This window comes from Curtobacterium uvaldense, assembly GCF_028307415.1.
In the GTDB taxonomy this organism is placed as follows: domain Bacteria; phylum Actinomycetota; class Actinomycetes; order Actinomycetales; family Microbacteriaceae; genus Curtobacterium.
The window spans coordinates 61,397-82,404 of the sequence record NZ_JAQMHU010000015.1; the positions used below are offsets into that span (position 1 = coordinate 61,397).

The window sequence follows — 21,008 nt, forward strand, 5'->3', positions numbered from 1 at the left end:
CGGAGCGGTTGTCCCCAGTCCGAGCCGCGCCGCTGTCCGGCGGTCTGGCTGTCGGTGCCCCTCGGTACCATCGGGATGTGAGCTCCGACTACTCTGCACGACACCTCTCCGTCCTCGAAGGGCTCGAGGCGGTTCGGAAGCGTCCGGGCATGTACATCGGCTCGACGGACTCGCGCGGGCTCATGCACTGCCTGTGGGAGATCATCGACAACTCCGTCGACGAAGCGCTCGCGGGTCACGGCGACGAGATCGGGGTCGTGCTGCACGCCGACGGCTCCGTCGAGGTCCGCGACACCGCCCGCGGCATCCCTGTGGACGTGGAACCGAAGACCGGCCTGACCGGGGTCGAGGTCGTGTTCACGAAGCTGCACGCCGGCGGCAAGTTCGGGTCCGGATCGTACGCGGCCTCCGGTGGCCTGCACGGCGTGGGTGCCTCGGTCGTGAACGCGCTGTCGGAGCGCCTCGACGTCGAGGTCGACCGCGGTGGCAAGACCTACGCGATGTCCTTCCACCGGGGTGAGCCCGGCACCTTCGCCGGTGACGGGCCGGATGCGCCCTTCACCCCGTTCACCTCGGGCAGTGAGCTCCGTGTCGTCGGCAAGGTGAAGAAGGGGGTCACCGGGTCCCGCATCCGGTACTGGGCGGACCGACAGATCTTCACCACGGACGCCCGTTTCAGCACGGGCGACCTGGTCAACCGCGCCCGTCAGACCGCCTTCCTGGTGCCCGGGCTCGGCATCACGATCACCGACGAACGGGCCGCGTCCATCGAGGCTGCCGCCCAGCGTGCCGAGGCGATCGGGACGACGGTCGCGCCCGGTCCGGTCATCGAGCGCTTCCGGTACGAGGGCGGCATCAGCGAGTTCGTCGAGCACCTGGCGGTCGACTCCGCGGTCACCGACGTCTGGCGCATCCAGGGCACCGGGACCTTCACGGAGACCGTTCCGATGCTCGACGACAAGGGCCACATGGTGTCCACCTCGGTCGAGCGGACCTGCGAGGTCGACATCGCGATGCGGTGGGGCAGCGGGTACGAGACCGTCGAGCGGAGCTTCGTCAACATCATCGCGACGCCGAAGGGCGGCACGCACCTGACCGGCTTCGAGTCGGGCGTCGTCAAGGCCGTGCGCACGCAGGTCGAGGCGAACGCCCGCAAGCTCAAGGTCGGGCAGGACAAGCTCGAGAAGGACGACGTGCTCGCAGGCCTCACCGCCGTGCTGACCGTCCGCCTGCCCGAGCCGCAGTTCGAGGGGCAGACGAAGGAGGTCCTCGGCACCCCCGCGGTCCGGAAGATCGTCGACCAGGTCGTGGCGAAGCAGCTCACCGACGTCCTCACCTCGACACAGCGCACCGAGAAGGCGCAGGCCGCGACCCTGCTCGAGAAGGTCGTCGCCGAGATGAAGACCCGCATCTCGGCGCGGGCGCACAAGGAGACGCAGCGGCGCAAGAACGCGCTGGAGAACTCCTCGTTGCCGACCAAGCTCGCCGACTGCCGCAAGCAGGACGCCGAGGGTACGGAGCTCTTCATCGTCGAGGGCGACTCCGCGCTCGGCACCGCCAAGCTCGCCCGCAACAGCGAGTACCAGGCGCTGCTGCCCATCCGCGGCAAGATCCTCAACGTGCAGAAGGCCTCGGTGTCGGACATGCTGTCCAACACCGAGTGCGCCTCGATCATCCAGGTCATCGGCGCCGGCTCCGGCCGCTCGTTCGAGATCGACCAGGCCCGCTACGGCAAGATCATCATCATGTCGGACGCCGACGTCGACGGTGCCCACATCCGCACGCTCCTGCTGACGCTGTTCTTCCGGTACATGCGACCGATGATCGAGCAGGGCCGGGTGTTCGCCGCCGTGCCGCCGCTGCACCGGGTCGTCGTGGTGAACCGCGGCAAGCCGAACGACACGCTCTACACCTACTCCGAGGCCGAGCTGCAGGCGGTGCTGAAGAAGCTCGCGAAGCAGGGCAAGAAGTACCAGGAGCCGATCCAGCGGTACAAGGGCCTGGGGGAGATGGACGCCGACCAGCTCGCCGAGACCACGATGGACCGGGCGCACCGCACGCTCCGTCGGGTGAACGTGACCGATGCCGAGAGCGCCGCGAAGGTGTTCGAGCTGCTGATGGGCAACGACGTCGCGCCGCGCAAGGAGTTCATCCTGGCCGGCGAGGGTCTCGACCGCGACCGCATCGACGCGTAGGGGCGGCGGCCCGGCGGCGACGCGGAGCGGCGCACGGACAGCGACGCGGAGCGGCGCCCCGCCGCGGCGCACGGCCCGAGACTCGCGCTGGCCGACGGTTCTCGCCCTCTGCTGTCTGGCCGAGACACCGCCGGCCGGACGAGACGCCGTCGTCGTGCCGAGACGCCGCCGCATTCGGCGGCGTCTCGCCAACTCGGCCTCGTCTCGTGGGTTCCGTGGCGTCTCGCGGCATCCCGGACGTGTCGAGGGACCAGCTGGCGGACGGGAGGCGAGGCGATGACGGCCACCGCGCCTCCCGGCCGTCAGGTCGACCCTCCGGGCGCGTGACACGCCGCGTGCCGACGCTCAGGTCGCACGACACGCCGTCACCAGCGGCACGGGACGGCAAGTCGTGCGACCAGGGCGGGAACACGGCGGCCGCACACTCGCGCGCAGCGGCGGGCGGGACCCCGCCTACGCCTCGCCCGCGGTACCGTCCAGGGCTGCTGCGCTGCCGCCGATCGAGCCGATCACGGCCTCGAGCGGCGCTCCCGACCCGTCGCGCTTCGACAGCCAGTCGGGCAGGGTCCGCGCGGCTCCGTCCGACCCGACGGCGTGCGGCGGCGCGATGCCGGCCCACGCCACGGTCAGCCCGTCCTCGCCCTTGAGGAACGCGTGCGCCCGCACACCCTGCGTCGCACGGCCCTTCGCGGGGAACTCCGAGAACGCCGAGACCTTCGCCCGTCCGGGGTCCGTGCCGGGCAGCGCCCCCGACGCCGTCGACACGGTGGCGACCACTGCGTCCTCGGACAGCGCCACGGACCCGAACCAGATCACCGATGCGCCGGAAGCCAGGGAGACCCCGGCGACTCCGCCCGCGGGCAGCCCCTGCGGCCGGACGCCCGAAGCCGGGAACCGCAGCAGCTGCGCGTTCGACGTGATGAACACGAGGTCGTCCGACTCCGGCGCCTGCGCGGCCCCGACGACGGTGTCCTTCGGCTTCAGCCCGATGGCGACGAACTCGTCCTTGTCCGGCCAGGCGCCGGTCGCGACGCGTTTCACGACGCCCTGCGCGGTGCCGATGGCGAGCGAGTCGCCCGCCCCTGCGGACAGGTCGACGAGTGCGACGACGGACTCGGTGCGAGCGATCCCGAGGTAGTCGGACACCCGCACGCCGGCGTCGAGCCGGACGGACGCCGGCGGCACCGCGGGGACGTCGACGGGGGAGAACCGCAGCACGCGGCCGGTCGAGGTCAGCGCACCGACCTGCCCACGGACCGTGGACACGACGGTCGAGCGGACCGCGTCGTGCTTCGACCGCTTCGGCACCCGCACGATCCCGAGGTCCGAGGAGGGGATGTCCACCCGCACGAGTCGACCGGTGGTCGAGAGCAGCACACGGCACGGAGCGTCGGCGATCTGCAGCGACTCGGGGTCGACCGCGGCCTTGCGGCCACCGCGCACCGGTGCATCGGCCTCGGTGAGCAGGGTGCGGCGCGGCGTGGCGAACCGGTCGGAGACCTCGGTCAGCTCGACCGCCACCTGGGCACGGAGGCGGGCGTCGGACGCCAGCAGTTCCTCGAGCGCGGCGATGTCGGCGAGGAGCTGGTCGCGCTCGCCCTCGAGCTCGAGGCGCGAGAACTTCGTCAGGCGCCGCAGTCGCAGCTCGAGGATGTACTCGGCCTGCACCTCGGACAGGTCGAAGACGTCCTGCAGCTTCGTCCGTGCGGCCTCGGAGTCGTCGGACGAGCGGATGACCTCGATGACCTCGTCGATGTCGAGGATCGCGATGAGCAGACCCTCGACGAGGTGCAGCCGTTCCTTCCGACGGGCGAGCCGGTACCGGGAGCGCCGGGTGACCACGTCGAGCCGGTGCTGCACGTAGACGTCGAGCAGTTCGCGCAGGCCGAGCGTGCGCGGTGACCCCTGCACGAGCGCGACGTTGTTGATGCCGAAGCCGTCCTCGAGCGGGGTGTGCTTGTAGAGCTGCTCGAGCACGGCCGTCGGGTTGAAGCCGGACTTGATGCCGATGACCAGCCGCAGCCCGTGGTTCCGGTCCGTCAGGTCGTTGACGTCGGAGATGCCGACGAGCTTCTTCGCCTGGACGCCGTCCTTGATCTTCTCGATCACGCGTTCGGGGCCGACCAGGTACGGCAGCTCCGTGACGACGAGGCCGACCTTGCGCGGCGTGAGGTTCTCGACGGACACCTTCGCCCGGGTGCGGAACGAGCCGCGGCCCGTCGCGTAGGCGTCGCGCACCCCGGAGAGCCCGACGATCGTGCCACCGGACGGCAGGTCCGGGCCCGGCACGAACTCCATCAGTTCCTCGAGGGTCGCCGTCGGGTTCAGGAGCAGGTGCTTCGCGGCCTCGACGACCTCGCCCAGGTTGTGCGGCGCCATGTTCGTCGCCATGCCGACCGCGATGCCCGAGGCGCCGTTGACGAGCAGGTTCGGGAACGCCGCCGGCAGCACGCCCGGCTGCATGATCTGGTTGTCGTAGTTCGGGACGAAGTCGACGACGTCCTCGCCCAGGCCCTCCGTCATCGCCATCGACGGCTCGGCCAGACGGGCCTCGGTGTACCGGGCGGCCGCGGGGCCGTCGTCGAGCGACCCGAAGTTGCCGTGCCCGTCGACCAGCGGCACACGCATCGTGAACGGCTGCGCCAGGCGCACGAGGGCGTCGTAGATCGCGCCGTCGCCGTGCGGGTGCAGCTTGCCCATCACCTCGCCGGTGACGCGGGCGCTCTTCACGTGCCCACGGTCCGGTCGGAGCCCCATCTCCGCCATCTGGTAGAGGATGCGTCGCTGCACCGGCTTGAGGCCGTCGCGCGCGTCCGGCAGGGCCCGCGAGTAGATGACGGAGTACGCGTACTCGAGGAACGAACCCTGCATCTCCTCGGAGACGTCGACGTCCTCGATGCGCTCACCGTCGGGCAGGCCGACTGCTTCCGTGCGTGCCATGGGACCTTTCTGGGAGGATCGTGGGGTGCCCCCCAGCGTACCGAGCGCCCCAGACACCACCGCGAACCTCGCCGACGTGCTGCCGAGTTGCCTCGTCGCGCTCGGCGCCGCCGACGACACGTGGTTGCGCACCACCGGCCGGGAGGCACGGATCACCCTCCGTCCCGCCCGCTCGGTCGTCGTCGTGCTGGTCGACGGCCTCGGGTCGTCCGCCCTGTCGGCCCGCGCCGGGCACGCCCGCTGGCTCACCGCCGCCACCGGCGGCGGCACCCTCAAGCGCCTGCGCAGCGGGTTCCCGACGACGACCGCCGCGGCGCTCAGCACCCTGACGACCGGCCGCTCGCCCGGCACGCACGGCGTGGTCGGCTACAGCGGGTGGGAGCCCGAGGGTGAGCGGGTGGTCAACCTGCTGTCCGGCTGGGACTCCGAGGTGCCGACGGGCTGGCTGCTCGCCGACACCGTCTTCACCGAGGCCAGCGCGCTCGGCATCGAGCCCGTGGTGGTCGGTCCGGCCCGCTACGAGTCCTCGGGGATGACCGCGAACGTGCTCGGCGGTGCCCGGTACACCGCAGCCGACAGCATCGCGCAGCGGGTCGACGCCGCACTGGCGGCGACGGCGTCCGGCCGATCGCTCGTCTACCTCTACGTGCCGGAGCTCGACTCGATCGGGCACAAGCACGGGTGGGAGTCCGACCGCTGGACCGCGGCGCTCGAGTCACTCGACGGCGAGCTCGCCCGGCTCGCGACCCGCGGCGCCGCCGACGTGGGCATCCTCGTGACGGCCGACCACGGCGTGCTCGACGTGCCGGCCGAGGCGAACATCGCGATGGACCCCGCGCTCCTCGTGGACGTCGTGGGGATCGCCGGGGACCCCCGCTGCCGACAGCTGGCCGTGCGCCCCGGCACCGACGTCCCGGCGCTGGTCGAGGCCTGGCGCACCCGCTACGGCAAGAAGGCGTACGTCGCCAGCCGCGACGAGGCCGTGGCCGCCGGGTGGTTCGGTGCCGTGGACGACCGCGTGCTCCCGCGCATCGGGGACGTCGTCGTGGTCGCGAGGGGGTCGTGGGCCTTCAACGACGACCGCGACCTCGACCCGCGCAAGGAGCCGAAGCGGATGATCGGGCAGCACGGTGCCATGACGGACGACGAGGTCTTCGTGCCCCTGCGGCTGGCGGGCGCCTTCGCGGGCTGACCCGGGCGGGAACGCGAGCAGCCCCGCGACGCGACGAGCGTGGCGGGGCTGCACCGGGCCTCCAGGCCGGACGGACCGGACCGAGGAGGCTGGATCAGGCGGGGTCCTCCGGGCGGGTGCCGAAGACGATCTCGTCCCAGCTCGGCATCGACCGGCGGTTGCGCTTCTTGCGCTCGGAGCGGCCGTCGGTCTCGGGAGCCGATGCCGGACGGTCGTCACGCTCGGGGGCGGAGGCCGGCGAGTCCCAGCCCTGGAGGGGGACGTCCACGACGCTGATGGAGGTCCCGCGGGGCTCGTCCTGCTGTTCGGTGAAGGATGCCGCCTCGCGCTCACCGCGCCGACGGCGGAGTGCCTCGAGCAGGTCGGCGGTCTCGTTGCCGGGCGAGCGTTCCTCGACGGGCGCGGCACCGATGCGGGGGAGCGGCGCACGGAGCGGACGCTCCTGGGCCTCGGGGGCCGGCGCGTCCTCGGTCTGCTCGACGCGGAAGGCACCGGAGTCGAAGCGCGTGCCGTCGGCGTCGTGGTGGTCGTTCTCCACCGCACGCAGGCGCGGAGCGATGCCCTCGTCGTCGGTGTCGGAGAGACGGTGGGCGTCGCCGTTGTCGGGCGTGAGCGTCGACGTCTTGGGGTCGAAGGACCACTGCGCGTCGTGCTCGACCTCGGACGCGGTGTAGCGGACCCGGACCTGCCACCCCTGCTCGGCGTTCTTCCACGACGCCCACGCGACGCCGGTCGCGTCACCGGCCTCGAGCTTGGCCTCGATGGCCTCGCCGAAGGTGTCGGGCGCCTCGGCGTCGGTCGGGGTGACCGGGACACGTCGTGCGGCGTCGAGGACGAAGGAGCGCTCGGCGAGCACCGGACCCTCGAACCGCCGGACGTACTCGACGTCGACGTCGAGCGCCGCTGCGACGTCGGCCGCGTCGGCGCCACCACGGATGCGGGCCTGCACGTCCTTCGGCGACACGCGCTTCTGGGGGCCGGCGTCGGGGTTGGCCTGGCGGACCTGGCTCGTCAGCGACGCGGTGACCGGCAACCGGTACTCGGTGCCGCCGTCGGTCGCGAGCAGGAGTGCCCCGGACTCGACTCCGATGACTCTCACGTCTTGCATGGTTGCGCCTCCCGAGCGTTGCGTACGGTCGTGCTCGTACCCCAGGAGTATGCAGCGGTGCATCCCCGTTGCCGCGGAGGCGCACGGGCGTGCCGCGGACTCCCGCACGCCCGGGGACGGTCCTCGTCCGCTGCCGGCCCCGCGCACCGTCCTCGTCCGCTCCCGGCCGCCGGGAATGTCCGACCACGACGGTGGGTTGCACGGCCTGACGATCCCGCACGGCGTTCGGTTTGCGCTCTCGCGGGTCGTGGTGCAAACTGTCGCCGCCGATCACCGGCGACGACCTCTCGACACGAGAAACGGATGGGCATGGCCACCGATTACGACGCCCCCAGGAAGACCGACGAATCCTCTGACTCGGAGTCGATCGAGGCCCTCAAGGAGCGCGTTCCCGACAAGATGTCGGGGGTCGTCGACGATGATTCGGACAACCCCGGCAGCTTCGAGCTCGCTGGACAGGACCTCAGCGACGTCGACCTCGACGTCGTCGTGCTGCCGCCGCAGGTGGACGAGTTCACCTGCGTCGAGTGCTTCCTCGTGAAGCACCGTTCGCAGCTCGACCACGAGTCGAAGCTCGGCCCCGTGTGCGCGGAGTGCGCGGCGCTCTGAGTCGCAGCTCCACCGGGACGGCCCGTCACCCTTCGTGGGTGGCGGGCCGTTCCGCGTTGCGGCGCAGGGCGGGCGCGGGCGTGCCTGGCGGGGGCGGGCGCACCTGGCGGAAGCGGGCGTACCTGGTCGGATCGGGCGTACCTGGGGGGATCGGGCGTACCCGGTCTTCCGGAACGACCAGGTGTGCCCGGAACCGCTTCCTCCTGCACCCGTTGTGAAAGGAACGGGCGGGGCGGGGGCGGTGCGAGCCGCCCGGCCCGCGCGCCCGCGCGTCAGGAACGCAGGGCGTCCACCACGGCCTGCGGGTTGCGCGCGCTGACCAGCCAGTAGGGCGTCGGGTCCGCCGGGTCCGTCACCTCGACGCGCACGACCCCGCGCACGTACCCGCGGAAGAGCGTCCACGCGCGGGCGTCGAGCGCCGGACCGCGCTGGGTCGTGGCCTCGGCGCCGGTGTGTGCGGTGGCCTCGCCGACGAGCGTCCGCGGCAGGTGTGCACGGCCGGCGCGGAACTCGGTGTCGGTGACCTCGATCGTCGGGGCGAGCGCCCAGAGCAGCACGACCACGCCGAGGTACATGCCGATCGCCACGAGGACGCCGGCCAGGACGCTGATCGGCAGGAACACGAGCAGGCTCGCGGGGATGACGAGCGCCGTCGCCAGGTAGAGGGCGGGCGGGGCCCAGAGTCGTTCGCGGTACACGGTCACCCCTCCATCCCACCACGAGTCGGGGCAGGTCACGGAACGGTCACGGAACGACCACGCTCGTGCACTACCCTCGTCTCGTGACCGAACCAGTCGACGTGCTCTGGACCGGGGAGAACGCCCCCGTCCACGCCCACCCCGGTGATGCCGGAGCCGACCTCGTCTCGACCGAGGCCTTCGTGCTGCAGCCGGGGGAGCGCCGTCTCGTCGGCACCGGGCTCCGGATCGCACTGCCGGACGGCCACGTCGCCTTCGTGGTGCCCCGGAGCGGCCTCGCGGCGAAGCACGGCATCACGATCGTGAACGCCCCCGGCACCGTCGACTCCGGCTACCGGGGCGAGGTCAAGGTCGCCCTGCTCAACACCGATGCGTCCGAGCCGTACGAGGTGCACGTGGGGGACCGCATCGCGCAGGTGATCGTCATGCCGGTGCCGCGGGTCACCTACACCCGCGTCGAGGAGCTGCCGGACACTGTCCGCGGCGAGGGTGGCTTCGGCTCCTCGGGCTACGGTGACCACCGCAGCGGCGCACTGTACGGTGCCGCCGACGACTTCCAGGAAGGAACGGGCGCATGAAGTTCGGTCGACGCAAGCGTGACGAGGTCGAGGTGGCGGACGCCGTCGCCGACGACGCCGTGATCGCGGGGACGACGCCGGAGGTCGACATCGCGACCGATGCCGACGCCGACCTCGACGAGGTGGACGCGGTCGCACCGACCGACAAGTCGGCTCCGGCCGACCGTGCCGACAACGGCCCGCACGACGAGACCGAGGCGAACCTGGTCCGCCCGTACGTCGACCTGGGCGGCGTGAAGGTCCTCCCGCGTGAGGGCCTGCACCTGCGCCTCGAGGTCGAGGAGGGTTCGCAGCGCGTCGTCGCGGTCGGGCTCGACTACGACGAGTCCACGCTCCAGGTCCAGCCCTTCGCCGCGCCCCGGTCCACCGGACTGTGGCACGAGATCCGCGCGCAGATCGCCGACCAGATCGAGCGGCAGGGCGGCCGCGTGGACGAGGTCGACGGCCCCTTCGGTCCCGAGCTCCGCGCTCTCGTGCCGGTCGTCGTCGACGGCTCCGGCGCGACCGACGGTGCACGCGCCGCACGCTTCGTCGGTGTCGACGGCCCCCGCTGGTTCCTGCGCGGCGTGATCGCCGGCAAGGCCGCGGAACAGCCGGACGACGCCGCAGAGATCGAGGAGCTCTTCCGCAGCGTGGTCGTCGTGCGTGGCACGACGCCGATGCCGCCGCGCGACCTCATCCCGCTGCACATGCCCAAGTCGACGCAGACCGCCGTCTGACGACCGTCCGCGACGAACGACCCACGACACGGCCTGGAGGCACGGTGCCGGACCACGACGAGACCCCCCGTCCCGCGGACGCGAGCGACCAGGGCGCGGCTCCGGTCGACGGGACGGCCGCGGGTGCGGTGCCGGCCGGCCCGGTCGCGGGCCCGCCGACGCCCGGTGCGGGCGCGGGGCCGACCGCGTCCGGACCGACGGTCCCGGTTGGACGGACGGCCCCGGCCCGGCCGGCTGGTGACGACTCCGTGGACGAGGGCGCCGTGCCGTCCTTCTCGGCGCAGTTCCGCGCGGCCGTGCAGAACGCCGGCATCGCCCGGGTCGCGCCGGGTGAGGCACCCTCCGGCCGTGCGCTGCTCGGGGCGGTCGGCGGCGTGCGCGGGCTCGCCGAGTCGGTGCTGCCCGGCTTCGCGTTCCTCGTCGTCTACGCGATCACGAAGGAGCTCGTGCCGAGCGTCGTGATCCCGGTGCTCGTCGGGCTCGTGTTCGTGGTGGTCCGTCTGGCGCAGCGGCAGTCGCTCGTGATGTCCTTCGCGGGCATCGCCGGCGTGGTCGTCTCGGCGGTCCTGGCGCTGGTCACCGGCCGGGCCGAGACGAACTTCATCCCCGGCATCGTCATCAACTCGGTGTGGCTCGTCGGACTGCTCGTCACCCTGGCGATCCGGTGGCCGCTGATCGGGGTCGTGGTCGGCTTCCTGCTCCCGCCGGACGAGGACGGCTCCCACGTCGACTGGCGTGCCGACCCCACCAAGCGCCGGGTGCTCACGGTGGCGACGTGGATCTGGGTCGGGCTCTTCGCGCTCCGGCTGGCCGTCGAGGTACCGCTGTACCTGACCGCGCAGGTCGAGCTCCTCGCCGCGGTGAAGCTCGTGCTCGGCGTCCCGCTCTACGCGGCCGTGCTGTGGGTCACGTGGTTGCTCGTCCGCACGGTGTTCGTGCGTCGGGAGGACACCGCCGCGGTGTAGAGTTGTCTCGACATCGAGACAGTTTCCCGGGGGCGCGCCAGCACCGTCGGGATTAGGTTTGCCTTGCTGGTGGGACGTTCCGACGCCCGCGATGATGAGGGCACACCGATCAGTAGGGAGGCGGCACAGTGGCTGCAGTCAACAGCTTCGGCTCGAAGGACACGCTCTCGGTTGGGGGTGTCGACTACGCGTTCCACCGGATCGACACGGTGCCGGGGCACGAGAAGCTCCCGTACAGCCTGAAGGTGCTGCTCGAGAACCTGCTCCGCACCGAGGACGGCGCGAACGTCACCGAGGAGCAGATCCGCGCGCTCGGCTCCTGGAAGCCCGAGGCCGAGCCGGACACCGAGATCCAGTTCTCGCCGGCCCGCGTGGTCATGCAGGACTTCACGGGCGTCCCGTGCATCGTCGACCTCGCCACCATGCGCGAGGCGATGGCACAGATCGGCGGCGACCCGAACAAGATCAACCCGCTCTCGCCGGCCGAGATGGTCATCGACCACTCCGTCGTCGCCGACCTGTTCGGCCGCGAGGACGCCCTCCAGCGCAACACCGACCTCGAGTACGAGCGCAACGGGGAGCGCTACCAGTTCCTCCGCTGGGGCCAGACCGCGTTCGAGGACTTCAAGGTCGTCCCGCCGGGCACCGGCATCGTGCACCAGGTCAACATCGAGTACCTGGCGAAGGTCACGTACACCCGCGAGTTCGACGGTGAGCTCTACGCGTACCCGGACACCCTCGTCGGCACCGACTCGCACACCACCATGGTGAACGGCCTCGGCGTGCTCGGGTGGGGCGTCGGCGGCATCGAGGCCGAGGCCGCGATGCTCGGCCAGCCCGTGTCGATGCTCATCCCGAAGGTCGTCGGCTTCAAGCTGTCCGGTTCGATCCCCGCCGGCGTCACCGCGACGGACGTGGTGCTGACCATCACCCAGGAGCTCCGCAAGCACGGCGTCGTGGGCAAGTTCGTCGAGTTCTACGGCGAGGGCGTCTCCGAGGTCCCGCTCGCGAACCGCGCGACCATCGGCAACATGTCGCCGGAGTTCGGCTCCACCGCCGCGATCTTCCCCGTCGACTCCGTCACGCTCGACTACCTGCGCCTGACCGGCCGGTCCGAGGACCAGATCGCCCTGGTCGAGGCGTACTCCAAGGCCCAGGGCCTGTGGCACGACCCGTCGGTGGAGCCCGCGTACTCCGAGTACATGGAGCTCGACCTCTCGACGGTCGTCCCGTCGATCTCCGGCCCGAAGCGCCCGCAGGACCGCATCGAGCTGTCGAAGGCCAAGGACCAGTTCGAGGTCGACCTCGCCAACTACGCGAGCATCGACCACACGCACGAGGACAAGGCCGTGGCGGACACCTTCCCGGCGTCCGACCCGGTCGCCGCCGCGCCCGGTGACGAGCACGCCGTCGACGACCTGCAGGACGCCCCCGCGTCCGAGGTCCCCGTGCACGCCTCGAGCGCGCCCGGCACGGTGTCGAAGCCGACGTCGGTCTCCGTGGCCGACGGTGACACGTTCACGATCGACCACGGTGCCGTCGCGATCGCCGCGATCACCTCGTGCACGAACACGTCGAACCCGTCGGTGATGATGGCCGCCGGCATCCTCGCGCGGAACGCCGCGAAGAAGGGCCTCAAGGCCAAGCCGTGGGTGAAGACCACCCTCGCGCCGGGCTCGAAGGTCGTCACCGACTACTACGAGAAGGCCGGGCTCACCAGCTACCTCGAGGACCTCGGCTTCTACACGGTCGGCTACGGCTGCACCACCTGCATCGGCAACTCGGGCCCGCTTCCCGAGGAGATCTCGCAGGCCGTGCAGGACAACGACCTCGCCGTCACCGCGGTGCTCTCGGGCAACCGCAACTTCGAGGGCCGCATCAACCCCGACGTGAAGATGAACTACCTGGCCTCGCCGCCGCTGGTCATCGCGTACGCCCTGGCCGGGTCGATGCACTTCGACTTCGACAAGGACGCCCTCGGCACCGACCAGGACGGCAACGACGTCTACCTGCAGGACATCTGGCCCGACGCGGCCGAGGTGCAGGACGTGATCGACACGTCGATCGACACCGAGATGTTCACCCACGAGTACGGTTCCGTGTTCGAGGGCGACGACCGCTGGAAGAACCTGCCGACCCCGACGGGCGACACGTTCGAGTGGGACACCGAGTCGACCTACGTCCGGAAGCCCCCGTACTTCGAGGGCATGACGATGCAGCCCGACGCGGTCTCCGACATCTCCGGTGCCCGCGTGCTCGCGAAGCTCGGTGACTCGGTCACGACCGACCACATCTCCCCGGCCGGTTCGATCAAGGCCGACAGCCCGGCCGGTCGGTACCTCGACGAGCACGGCGTCGACCGCAAGGACTTCAACTCCTACGGCTCGCGTCGCGGCAACCACGAGGTGATGATCCGCGGCACGTTCGCGAACATCCGCCTGCGGAACCAGCTGCTGGACGGCGTCGAGGGCGGCTACACCCGCGACTTCACGACGCCCGACGGCGAGCAGTCGTTCATCTACGACGCCTCGCAGCACTACCAGGAGCAGGGCATCCCCCTCGTCATCTTCGGCGGCAAGGAGTACGGTTCCGGTTCGTCGCGCGACTGGGCGGCGAAGGGCACGAACCTGCTCGGCGTCAAGGCGGTCATCACCGAGAGCTTCGAGCGTATCCACCGCTCGAACCTCATCGGCATGGGTGTCGTCCCGCTGCAGTTCCCGGCGGGTGAGACGGTCGAGTCGCTCGGTCTCGACGGCACCGAGGTCGTCTCGATCTCGGGGCTCACCGAGTTGAACGAGGGCCGCACGCCGAAGACCGTGCACGTCACCGCGGAGCCGAGCGAGCACTCGCCGGCCGGCAAGCAGACGGTCGAGTTCGACGCGGTCGTCCGCATCGACACCCCCGGTGAGGCGGACTACTACCGCAACGGCGGCATCCTGCAGTACGTGCTCCGTTCGCTCGTCTGATCCCTTCCACGAAACGCAACCGAGGCGGTTCCGCGCAGCGTCACAGCGCTGTGCGGGACCGCCTTCGTTGCGTTCTGCGGAGTGCGACCGGACGGACGGGAGGCGCGTGGCGGGGCCGCCACGCGCCTCCCGTCCGTGTCCCGGTCGCGCGGATAGTGTGGGGACCTGCCCCACGAAAGGAGCGCCCGTGAGCCTGCTGAGCAGCATCACGTCGCCGCGCGACCTCAGGCGTCTGTCCGACGCACAGATGACGGAGCTCGCCGCCGAGATCCGACGGTTCCTCGTCGCCGAGGTCGCGAAGACCGGCGGGCACCTCGGACCGAACCTCGGGGTCGTCGAGCTGACGCTCGCGATGCACCGCGTGTTCGACTCGCCGCACGACCCGTTCGTCTTCGACACGGGGCACCAGTCGTACGTGCACAAGCTCGTCACCGGGCGGCAGGACTTCTCGAAGCTGCGCGAGCGCGGCGGGCTGGCCGGCTACCCGCAGCGGAGCGAGTCGGAGCACGACATCGTCGAGTCCTCGCACGCGTCCTCGTCGCTGTCCTGGGCTGACGGGATCTCCCGCGCCTTCCGGCAGACCGGGCAGGACGACCGCACCGTGGTCGCCGTCGTCGGGGACGGCGCGCTCACGGGCGGGATGACGTGGGAGGCGCTCAACAACATCTCGGACAGCAACGACCGCCGCCTGGTGATCGTGGTCAACGACAACGGTCGGTCCTACGCGCCGACGATCGGGGGCATGGCGCGCTTCCTCAGCTCGGTCCGCACCCGCCGTGAGTACCGGGCGCTGTTCGAGAAGTCGCAGGCCGTCGCCTCGCGGTTCGGTGCGCCGGGTCGTGCGTTCTACCGGGGGGTCCGTGGCGGACTCCACGGGTTCCTGGCGCGGTTCACCAACAACGAGGCGCTCTACTCGAACCTCGACATCAAGTACATCGGGCCGGTCAACGGTCATGACCAGCGGGCCGTCGAGGCGGCGCTCCGGCAGGCGAAGGCCTACGGTGCGCCGACCATCGTGCACGCCATCACGGAGAAGGGCCACGGCTTCGAGCCGGCGCTCCGCGACCAGGCGGACCAGTTCCACGCCGTCGGGCACATCGACCCCGAGACGGGGGAGTCGCTCGACGTGTCGTCCGGGCCCTCGTGGACGTCGGTGTTCGCCTCGGAGCTGGCGTCGGTCGGTGCGGCCGACGAGCGGATCGTGGCGATCACCGCGGCCATGCTGCGGCCGACCGGGCTCCACCGCTTCCAGGAGCAGCACCCCGACCGGGTGATCGACGTCGGCATCGCGGAGCAGCACGCCGTGACGACCGCGGCGGGGCTCGCCTACGGCGGGCTGCACCCCGTCGTGGCGCTCTACGCGACCTTCCTCAACCGGGCGTTCGACCAGGTGCTCATGGACGTGGCGCTCCATCGTGCCGGCGTGACGTTCGTCCTCGACCGCGCGGGCATCACCGGGCCGGACGGGCCGTCGCACCACGGGATGTGGGACCTCGCGCTGCTGCAGGTCGTCCCCGGGATCCGCATCGCCGCACCGCGCGATGCCGCGACGCTGCGCGAGGAGTTCCGCGAGGCCGTCGCCGTGGACGACGCCCCGACGGTGCTGCGCTGGTCGAAGGGATCCGTCGGACCGGACGTCCCGGCGATCCGTCGGCTGCACGACGGCGTGGACGTCCTGCGGGACCCGTCCGAGGGGCAGGAACCCGACGTCCTGTTCGTCGCCGTCGGCTCGATGGTGCCGGTCGCCCTCGAAGCCGCCGGGCTGCTCGAATCGCAGGGCATCGGCGTCACGGTCGTCGACCCCCGGTGGGTCGTGCCGATCCCGACCTCGCTCATCGACCTCTCGCGCGACCACCGGCTCGTCATCACGATCGAGGACGGCGTCCGCGTCGGTGGAGTCGGGACCCGGCTGCGGCAGGACCTGCGTGCCGCCGGGGTCGACACCGGGGTGAACGAGCTCGGGCTGCCGGACGAGTTCATCGACCACGCCTCGCGGTCGCAGATCCTGTCGGACGTGGGGCTCACGGCGCAGGCGATCGCGCGGGACGTCATCGACCAGGTGGTCGGCACGAAGCTGCCCCAGGCGAAGCCGGCGCGGACTCGGGAGTCGGCCGACCACTGAGGTTGGTGCGGCGTCGGTCGGCGCGGCACCGGCGCGAGTCGCGGCACCGTTCGGCGTGCCGGCGCGTGGTTCGGTGTGCCGGCCTGCCGGCGCGTGGTTCGGCGTGCCGCAGCACGACCGGAAGCACCTCGCGCCACGGGTTCCCGTGGCGCGAGGTGCTTCCGGTCGTGCGGAGTGGCCGAGCCGGCGGCTAGCGCGAGGCGGGGCCGACGATCGCCGGGGTGTGGAACGTGCTGCCGAAGACGCGCTCCGAGGCGCCGGAGCGGTCGAGGTAGGGGCTGATGCCACCGGCCTGGAACGGGTAGCCCGCGCCGAGGATCAGACCGAGGTCGATCTCCTCGACGTGCTCGACGACGTGGTCCTCGAGCATGCGGTGCACCTCGTCGGCCAGGGCGTCCTCGAACCGCTGCTGCATCGTCGCCGCGTCGATCGGCTTCGCGTCCTTCTTCGACGGTGCGACGAGCTTCACGGCGGCGGGGTCGTACCCGGTGACGGTGCCCTTCTTGTCGCGGGTCAGGATCGTGCCGTGCTCCGCGATCCGCTTCAGGCCGTCACCGGGGTAGAAGCGCTCCGGCCATGCCGCGTGGTGCGAGTCGAGCACGTGCGCACCGACGGGCAGGCCGACGAGCTCGAGCAGCTCGAACGGCGACATCGGCAGGCCGAGGGGCGCAGCACCCTCGGCGACGGTCTCGAAGGGCGTGCCCTCCTCGACGCCGCGCATCGCCTCGCCGAGCACCCGAGCGAGCACGCGGTTGACGACGAAGCCCGGCTGGTCGGCGGTGATGATCGCGGTCTTCTTCAGGGTCTTCGCGACCGCGAGTGCGGTGACGAGCGCTTCGTCCGAGGTCTCGTCGGCCCGCACCACCTCGAGCAGCGGCATCACGGCCACCGGGTTGAAGAAGTGGAAGCCGACGAGGCGCTCCGGGTGCTCGAGCACCGACGCCATCTCGTCCACCGACAACGACGAGGTGTTCGTCGCCAGGATCGCGTCGGGCGCGATGACCTGCTCGATCTTCCGGAAGACGTCCTGCTTGACCGACATCTCCTCGAAGACGGCCTCGATCACCCAGTCGGCGTCGGCGAACGCGTCGTACGACACCGACCCGCTGACGAGCGCCGTGATGCGGTTCGCGTCGTCGGGGGAGATGCGGCCCTTCTCGCGGAGCTTCTCGACCTCACCGGCGATGCGCGCGACCCCGGCGTCCACACGGGCCTGGTCGACGTCGGTGATGACGACCGGGACGCCGAGACGGCGGGCGAACAGCAGCGCGAACTGCGACGCCATCAGCCCGGCGCCGAGGACGCCGACCTTCGTGATCTTCTTCGCCTCGACGCCCTCGGGAGCGCCGACGGGCTTCTTCGCGCGCTTCTGCACGAGGTCGAACGCGTACATCGACGCGGCGAACTGGTCACCGGCGAGCAGGTCGGCGAGGGCGTCGTCCTCGTCGGCGAACCGGTCGTCGAGCGAGCCCGACTTCGCTGCGGCGACGAGGTCGAGCGCACGGAAGGGCGACTTCGGGACGGTTCCGATCTTCGAGGCCACCTGCTGTCGCGCCACCTTGACCACGGTGCCCCAGGCGGCCTTCTCGAGCATGCCGGGCTCGTTCGCGCGCTTGACCTTCGTGCGGCCGCTGACGACCCCGTCGGCCCACGCGACCGCGGACGGCAGGAAGGTCACGGAGGGGATGAGCGCGTCGCCGATGCCGAGCTCGACGGCGGCCTTGCCGTCCATGAGCCGGTTGTTCTTGAGCGGGTTCTCCACGATGACGCGGAGCGCCTTCTCGGGACCGATCAGGCGGGGGAGCAGCGTGGCGCCACCCCAGCCGGGGATGATGCCGAGGAAGACCTCGGGCAGCCCGATGCCCTGCGCCGCCGAGGAGAACACGCGGTAGGTGCAGTGCAGGGCGATCTCGAGCCCACCACCGAGCGCGATGCCGTTCACGAAGGCGAACGACGGCACACCGAGGTCGGAGAGCTTGCGGAGCGTCGCGTGCCCGAGGGCGCCGAGCTCGTGGGCGACCTCGCGCGAGGGGAGCGCTGCCGCCTGCGACAGGTCGGCACCGGCGGCGAAGCAGTACTCCTTGCCGGTGATCGCGACCGCCTGGATGCTCCCGGCGGAGGCCGCTGCGCGCAGCGTGTCGAGCACGTCGGACAGCTCGCGCATGGTGCGCGGACCGAGCGTCGACGGGCGCTTGTAGTCCTTGCCGTTGTCGAGCGTGACGAGGGCGAGCGTGCCGCCGGACGGCAGCGGCACGTGCTTGACGTACGAGTGGGTGACGACCTCGTCGGCGCTGAGCTCGGTCAGCTGGTCGATCGGGGTGGTGGTCATCGTCAGGCCGCCTTCCGTGCCGCGCTCTTGCTGAAGTTCGGGTTCTCCCAGATCACGGTGCCGCCCTGGCCGAGGCCGATGCACATCGTCGTGATGCCGTACCGGACGTCCGGTCGCTCGGCGAACTGGGCCGCGAGCTGGTTCATGAGCCGGACGCCGCTCGACGCGAGCGGGTGCCCGACGGCGATCGCGCCGCCCCAGGCGTTGACGTTCGCGGCGTCCTGGGCGATGCCGTAGTTGTCGAGGAAGGCGAGCACCTGGACGGCGAACGCCTCGTTGATCTCGAAGAGCCCGATGTCGTCGATCGTCAGCCCTGCCTTGCGGAGCGCCTTGTCGGTCGCGGGGACGGGCCCGACGCCCATCACCTCCGGCTCGACGCCCGCGAAGGCGAACGAGACCATGCGCATCTTCGTCGGCAGGCCGTGCTGCTTCGCGCCGTCCTCGGAGGCGAGGAGGCTCATGGTGGCGCCGTCGTTGAGACCGGCCGCGTTGCCGGCGGTGACCCGTCCGTGGGGCCGGAACGGTGTGCGCAGCGCAGCCAGGGCCTCCAGGGTGGTGCCGGGACGCGGCGGCTCGTCCGCCGTGACGATGTCCCAGCCCTCGCCGGTGTTCACCTCGACCGGGACCACGTCGGGCTGCAGCTTGCCGGCAGCCCACGCGGCGGCGTAGCGCTGCTGCGACTGGACCGCGAAGGCGTCCGTGCGGTCCTTCGTGATGGCGGGGAAGCGGTCGTGCAGTCGCTCGGCGGTGCTGCCCATGACCAGCGCGTCGGTCGCGACCATGCGCTCCGCGACGAAGCGCGGGTTCACGTCGGCGCCGAAGCCCATCGGGTGGCGGCCCATATGCTCGACGCCGCCGGCGATGGCGACGTCGGCGGCGCCGAAGGCGATCGCGCCGGCGAGCGTGGTGACGCTCGTCATGGCACCGGCGCACATGCGGTCGATGGCGTAGCCCGGGACCGACTTCGGCAGCCCGGCGAGCATGCCGACCGTGCGGCCGAGGGTCAGGCCCTGGTCGCCCTGCTGGGTGGTGGCGGCCACGGCGACGTCGTCGACCGCCGCGCCGTCGAGCTGGCTGTTCCGGTCGAGCAGACCGCGCATCGCGTGGACCGCGAGGTCGTCGGCGCGGGTCTTCCAGAACACCCCCTTCTCACCGGCTCGTCCGAACGGTGTGCGCACACCGTCCACGAACACGACGTCTGCTGCTCTGGCCAATCCGGGCCTCCAGATCCTCTTCGATCGAGTCGGGGCACGTTCCGCCCCGACCGGCCGGGCCGAGCCCGGCGACGGTACCGACGCTATGCCCGCCGCCTGGGCGAGCGCATGCCGGTTGGGGTGTTCCTACGAGCCGGTGTTGCTCTCGGCAGCAGGCTGCTGTGCGGCGTCGACAAAGGCGTGCGCGATGATCGACGCCGTCTCCTCGACCTGCCACGGGCGGGCGTCGTGCCCGGCAAGGGCGGCTCCGACGGTCTCGGTCGCGATCGGTGTCGGCGGTTCCCAGGACACCACCCGGAGGGTCTCCGGGGTGAGCAGGTTCTCGACGGGGACGTCGAGCTCCTCGGCACGCGCGACGACGGCGGCGCGAGCGGCCTTGTAGCGGCGGTCGGCCTCGGGGTTGCGGTCCGCCCACGCGCGGGGCGGCGGGAGCGTGGCCTCGCCGGTGCCGCGGAGCTTCGGCAGGTCCTCGGTCGTGCGCCCCTCCTCGACGGCGGCCCACCAGCGGTCGAGTTCCGACCGGCTCGCTCGGCCGGTGAAGGCCTTCACGGCACCCAGCTCGGCCTTCGAGGTCGGGTTCGCCGCCGCTGCGGCGACGATGGCCGAGTCGGGCACGATGCGACCCGGGGCGGTGTCGACCTGGCGGGCGTAGGCGTCGCGTGCGGTCCAGAGCGACCGGGCGATCGCGAGGGCCCGGGCGCCGCGGAGCGCGTGCATGCCGGACAGGCGACGCCACGGCTCGGCCTTCGGGGGCTTCGGGGCGCGGGTCAGGACGGCGGCGAACTCCTCGGCGGCGATCCGCGACTTGCCGGCGGCGTCGAGCACCGCGGCGAGGGCGTCGCGCAGGTCGGGGAGCAGCTCGACGTCGAGCGCGGCGTAGACGAGCCAGGCCTGGGGGAGCGGACGCGTCGACCAGTCGGCGGCGGAGTGGGCCTTGGCGAGCGTGATGCCGAGGAGCTGCTCGACCACCGCGCCGAGACCGACACGGGGGAACCCGGCGATGCGGGCACCGAGCTCGGTGTCGAAGATGCGGGTCGGGACGAGGCCGACCTCCTGCAGGCAGGGCAGGTCCTGCGAGGCGGCGTGGAACAGCCACTCCTCGTCGACGATCGCGGCCTGCAGTTCCGCGAAGTCACCGATCGCGATCGGGTCGAACAGGAAGGCGCCCGCACCGCGGCGGAAGACCTGGATGAGGTAGGCGCGCTGCGAGTACCGGTAGCCGCTCGCACGCTCCGCGTCGACCGCGACCGGGCCGTGTCCGGCGGCGATCGCGTCGACCGCCTGCAGGTACTCGTCGCGGTCCTCGATCACGCGCACGGTGGCGTGCGCGTCCTCGAACGCGGGGTCGGCCGAGGCGCCCGACACGGCGTCGC

The 21,008-nt window shown here is 71.6% G+C and carries 14 protein-coding genes; 8 read left to right on the forward strand and 6 right to left on the reverse strand.

Annotated features, from left to right (window positions below; all coding sequences use genetic code 11):
- The first annotated feature begins 77 nt into the window (after positions 1 to 77).
- Positions 78 to 2,195 carry a DNA gyrase/topoisomerase IV subunit B gene (locus PIJ49_RS10380; RefSeq protein ID WP_271826544.1) on the forward strand — a complete coding sequence of 706 codons (2,118 nt, stop codon included), beginning with the start codon at positions 78 to 80 and terminating at the stop codon, positions 2,193 to 2,195.
- A 453-nt stretch (positions 2,196 to 2,648) separates the two neighbouring features.
- Here PIJ49_RS10380 and PIJ49_RS10385 read toward each other — a convergent pair whose 3' ends face one another.
- Positions 2,649 to 5,135 (reverse strand): DNA gyrase/topoisomerase IV subunit A, encoded by a 2,487-nt coding sequence (locus PIJ49_RS10385; RefSeq protein ID WP_251161067.1) that lies wholly within the window; start codon positions 5,133 to 5,135, stop codon positions 2,649 to 2,651.
- Between the two features lie 25 nt (positions 5,136 to 5,160).
- Here PIJ49_RS10385 and PIJ49_RS10390 point away from each other — a divergent pair, with 25 nt between their 5' ends.
- Positions 5,161 to 6,327, forward strand: coding sequence for an alkaline phosphatase family protein (locus PIJ49_RS10390; protein ID WP_251161066.1), 1,167 nt, complete (start codon positions 5,161 to 5,163; stop codon positions 6,325 to 6,327).
- A gap of 94 nt (positions 6,328 to 6,421) precedes the next feature.
- Here PIJ49_RS10390 and sepH read toward each other — a convergent pair whose 3' ends face one another.
- On the reverse strand, positions 6,422 to 7,426 hold the full coding sequence (sepH, locus tag PIJ49_RS10395) for a septation protein SepH (protein ID WP_251161065.1): 1,005 nt from the start codon (positions 7,424 to 7,426) through the stop codon (positions 6,422 to 6,424).
- A gap of 318 nt (positions 7,427 to 7,744) precedes the next feature.
- Between sepH and PIJ49_RS10400 the strand changes: the two genes are divergently transcribed.
- Entirely contained in the window at positions 7,745 to 8,044 is a 300-nt protein-coding gene (locus tag PIJ49_RS10400) for a DUF4193 domain-containing protein (RefSeq protein WP_066658128.1), read from the forward strand.
- A 272-nt stretch (positions 8,045 to 8,316) separates the two neighbouring features.
- Here the strand turns inward: PIJ49_RS10400 and PIJ49_RS10405 are convergent, their stop codons facing one another.
- Positions 8,317 to 8,748: a DUF3093 domain-containing protein gene (locus PIJ49_RS10405; protein WP_066654067.1), complete on the reverse strand. Its 432-nt coding sequence runs from the start codon at positions 8,746 to 8,748 to the stop codon at positions 8,317 to 8,319.
- A 77-nt stretch (positions 8,749 to 8,825) separates the two neighbouring features.
- Between PIJ49_RS10405 and dut the strand changes: the two genes are divergently transcribed.
- The 5 genes from dut (at position 8,826) to dxs (ending at position 16,092) form a co-directional block, all read left to right on the forward strand.
- On the forward strand, positions 8,826 to 9,320 hold the full coding sequence (gene dut, locus PIJ49_RS10410; protein ID WP_271826545.1) for a dUTP diphosphatase: 495 nt from the start codon (positions 8,826 to 8,828) through the stop codon (positions 9,318 to 9,320).
- A complete protein-coding gene (locus PIJ49_RS10415; protein ID WP_235426579.1) occupies positions 9,317 to 10,039 on the forward strand; it encodes a DUF3710 domain-containing protein in 723 nt (240 codons plus the stop codon). Before dut ends, PIJ49_RS10415 begins: the two co-directional genes overlap by 4 nt.
- A 263-nt stretch (positions 10,040 to 10,302) precedes the next feature.
- The gene (locus PIJ49_RS10420; RefSeq protein ID WP_209682836.1) at positions 10,303 to 11,004 is read left to right on the forward strand and encodes a DUF3159 domain-containing protein; all 702 of its coding nucleotides are present in this window, start codon (positions 10,303 to 10,305) and stop codon (positions 11,002 to 11,004) included.
- Positions 11,005 to 11,132: 128 nt separating this feature from the next.
- The gene (locus PIJ49_RS10425) at positions 11,133 to 13,970 is read left to right on the forward strand and encodes an aconitate hydratase (RefSeq protein WP_066654071.1); all 2,838 of its coding nucleotides are present in this window, start codon (positions 11,133 to 11,135) and stop codon (positions 13,968 to 13,970) included.
- 187 nt (positions 13,971 to 14,157) lie between these two features.
- On the forward strand, positions 14,158 to 16,092 hold the full coding sequence (gene dxs, locus PIJ49_RS10430; protein ID WP_271826546.1) for a 1-deoxy-D-xylulose-5-phosphate synthase: 1,935 nt from the start codon (positions 14,158 to 14,160) through the stop codon (positions 16,090 to 16,092).
- Between the two features lie 190 nt (positions 16,093 to 16,282).
- On the opposite strand, the gene PIJ49_RS10435 is transcribed toward dxs, so the two are convergent.
- The 3 genes from PIJ49_RS10435 to PIJ49_RS10445 all read right to left on the reverse strand — a co-directional run bounded on the left by PIJ49_RS10435 (position 16,283) and on the right by PIJ49_RS10445 (position 21,000).
- Complete coding sequence (locus PIJ49_RS10435) at positions 16,283 to 18,421, reverse strand: 3-hydroxyacyl-CoA dehydrogenase NAD-binding domain-containing protein (protein WP_251154995.1); 2,139 nt, start codon at positions 18,419 to 18,421, stop codon at positions 16,283 to 16,285.
- A 2-nt stretch (positions 18,422 to 18,423) separates the two neighbouring features.
- Positions 18,424 to 19,635 (reverse strand): thiolase family protein, encoded by a 1,212-nt coding sequence (locus tag PIJ49_RS10440; protein WP_271826547.1) that lies wholly within the window; start codon positions 19,633 to 19,635, stop codon positions 18,424 to 18,426.
- A gap of 126 nt (positions 19,636 to 19,761) precedes the next feature.
- Positions 19,762 to 21,000 (reverse strand): HRDC domain-containing protein, encoded by a 1,239-nt coding sequence (locus PIJ49_RS10445; protein ID WP_442854642.1) that lies wholly within the window; start codon positions 20,998 to 21,000, stop codon positions 19,762 to 19,764.
- Positions 21,001 to 21,008: the final 8 nt, after the last annotated feature.

Bases quoted from the DNA above. Each gene is read 5' to 3' on its own strand.
- PIJ49_RS10385 (WP_251161067.1), bottom strand. From the start codon at position 5,135: ATGGCACGCACGGAAGCAGTCGGCCTGCCCGACGGTGAGCGCATCGAG.
- PIJ49_RS10400 (WP_066658128.1), top strand. From the start codon at position 7,745: ATGGCCACCGATTACGACGCCCCCAGGAAGACCGACGAATCCTCTGAC.
- PIJ49_RS10415 (WP_235426579.1), top strand. From the start codon at position 9,317: ATGAAGTTCGGTCGACGCAAGCGTGACGAGGTCGAGGTGGCGGACGCC.
- PIJ49_RS10435 (WP_251154995.1), bottom strand. From the start codon at position 18,421: ATGACCACCACCCCGATCGACCAGCTGACCGAGCTCAGCGCCGACGAG.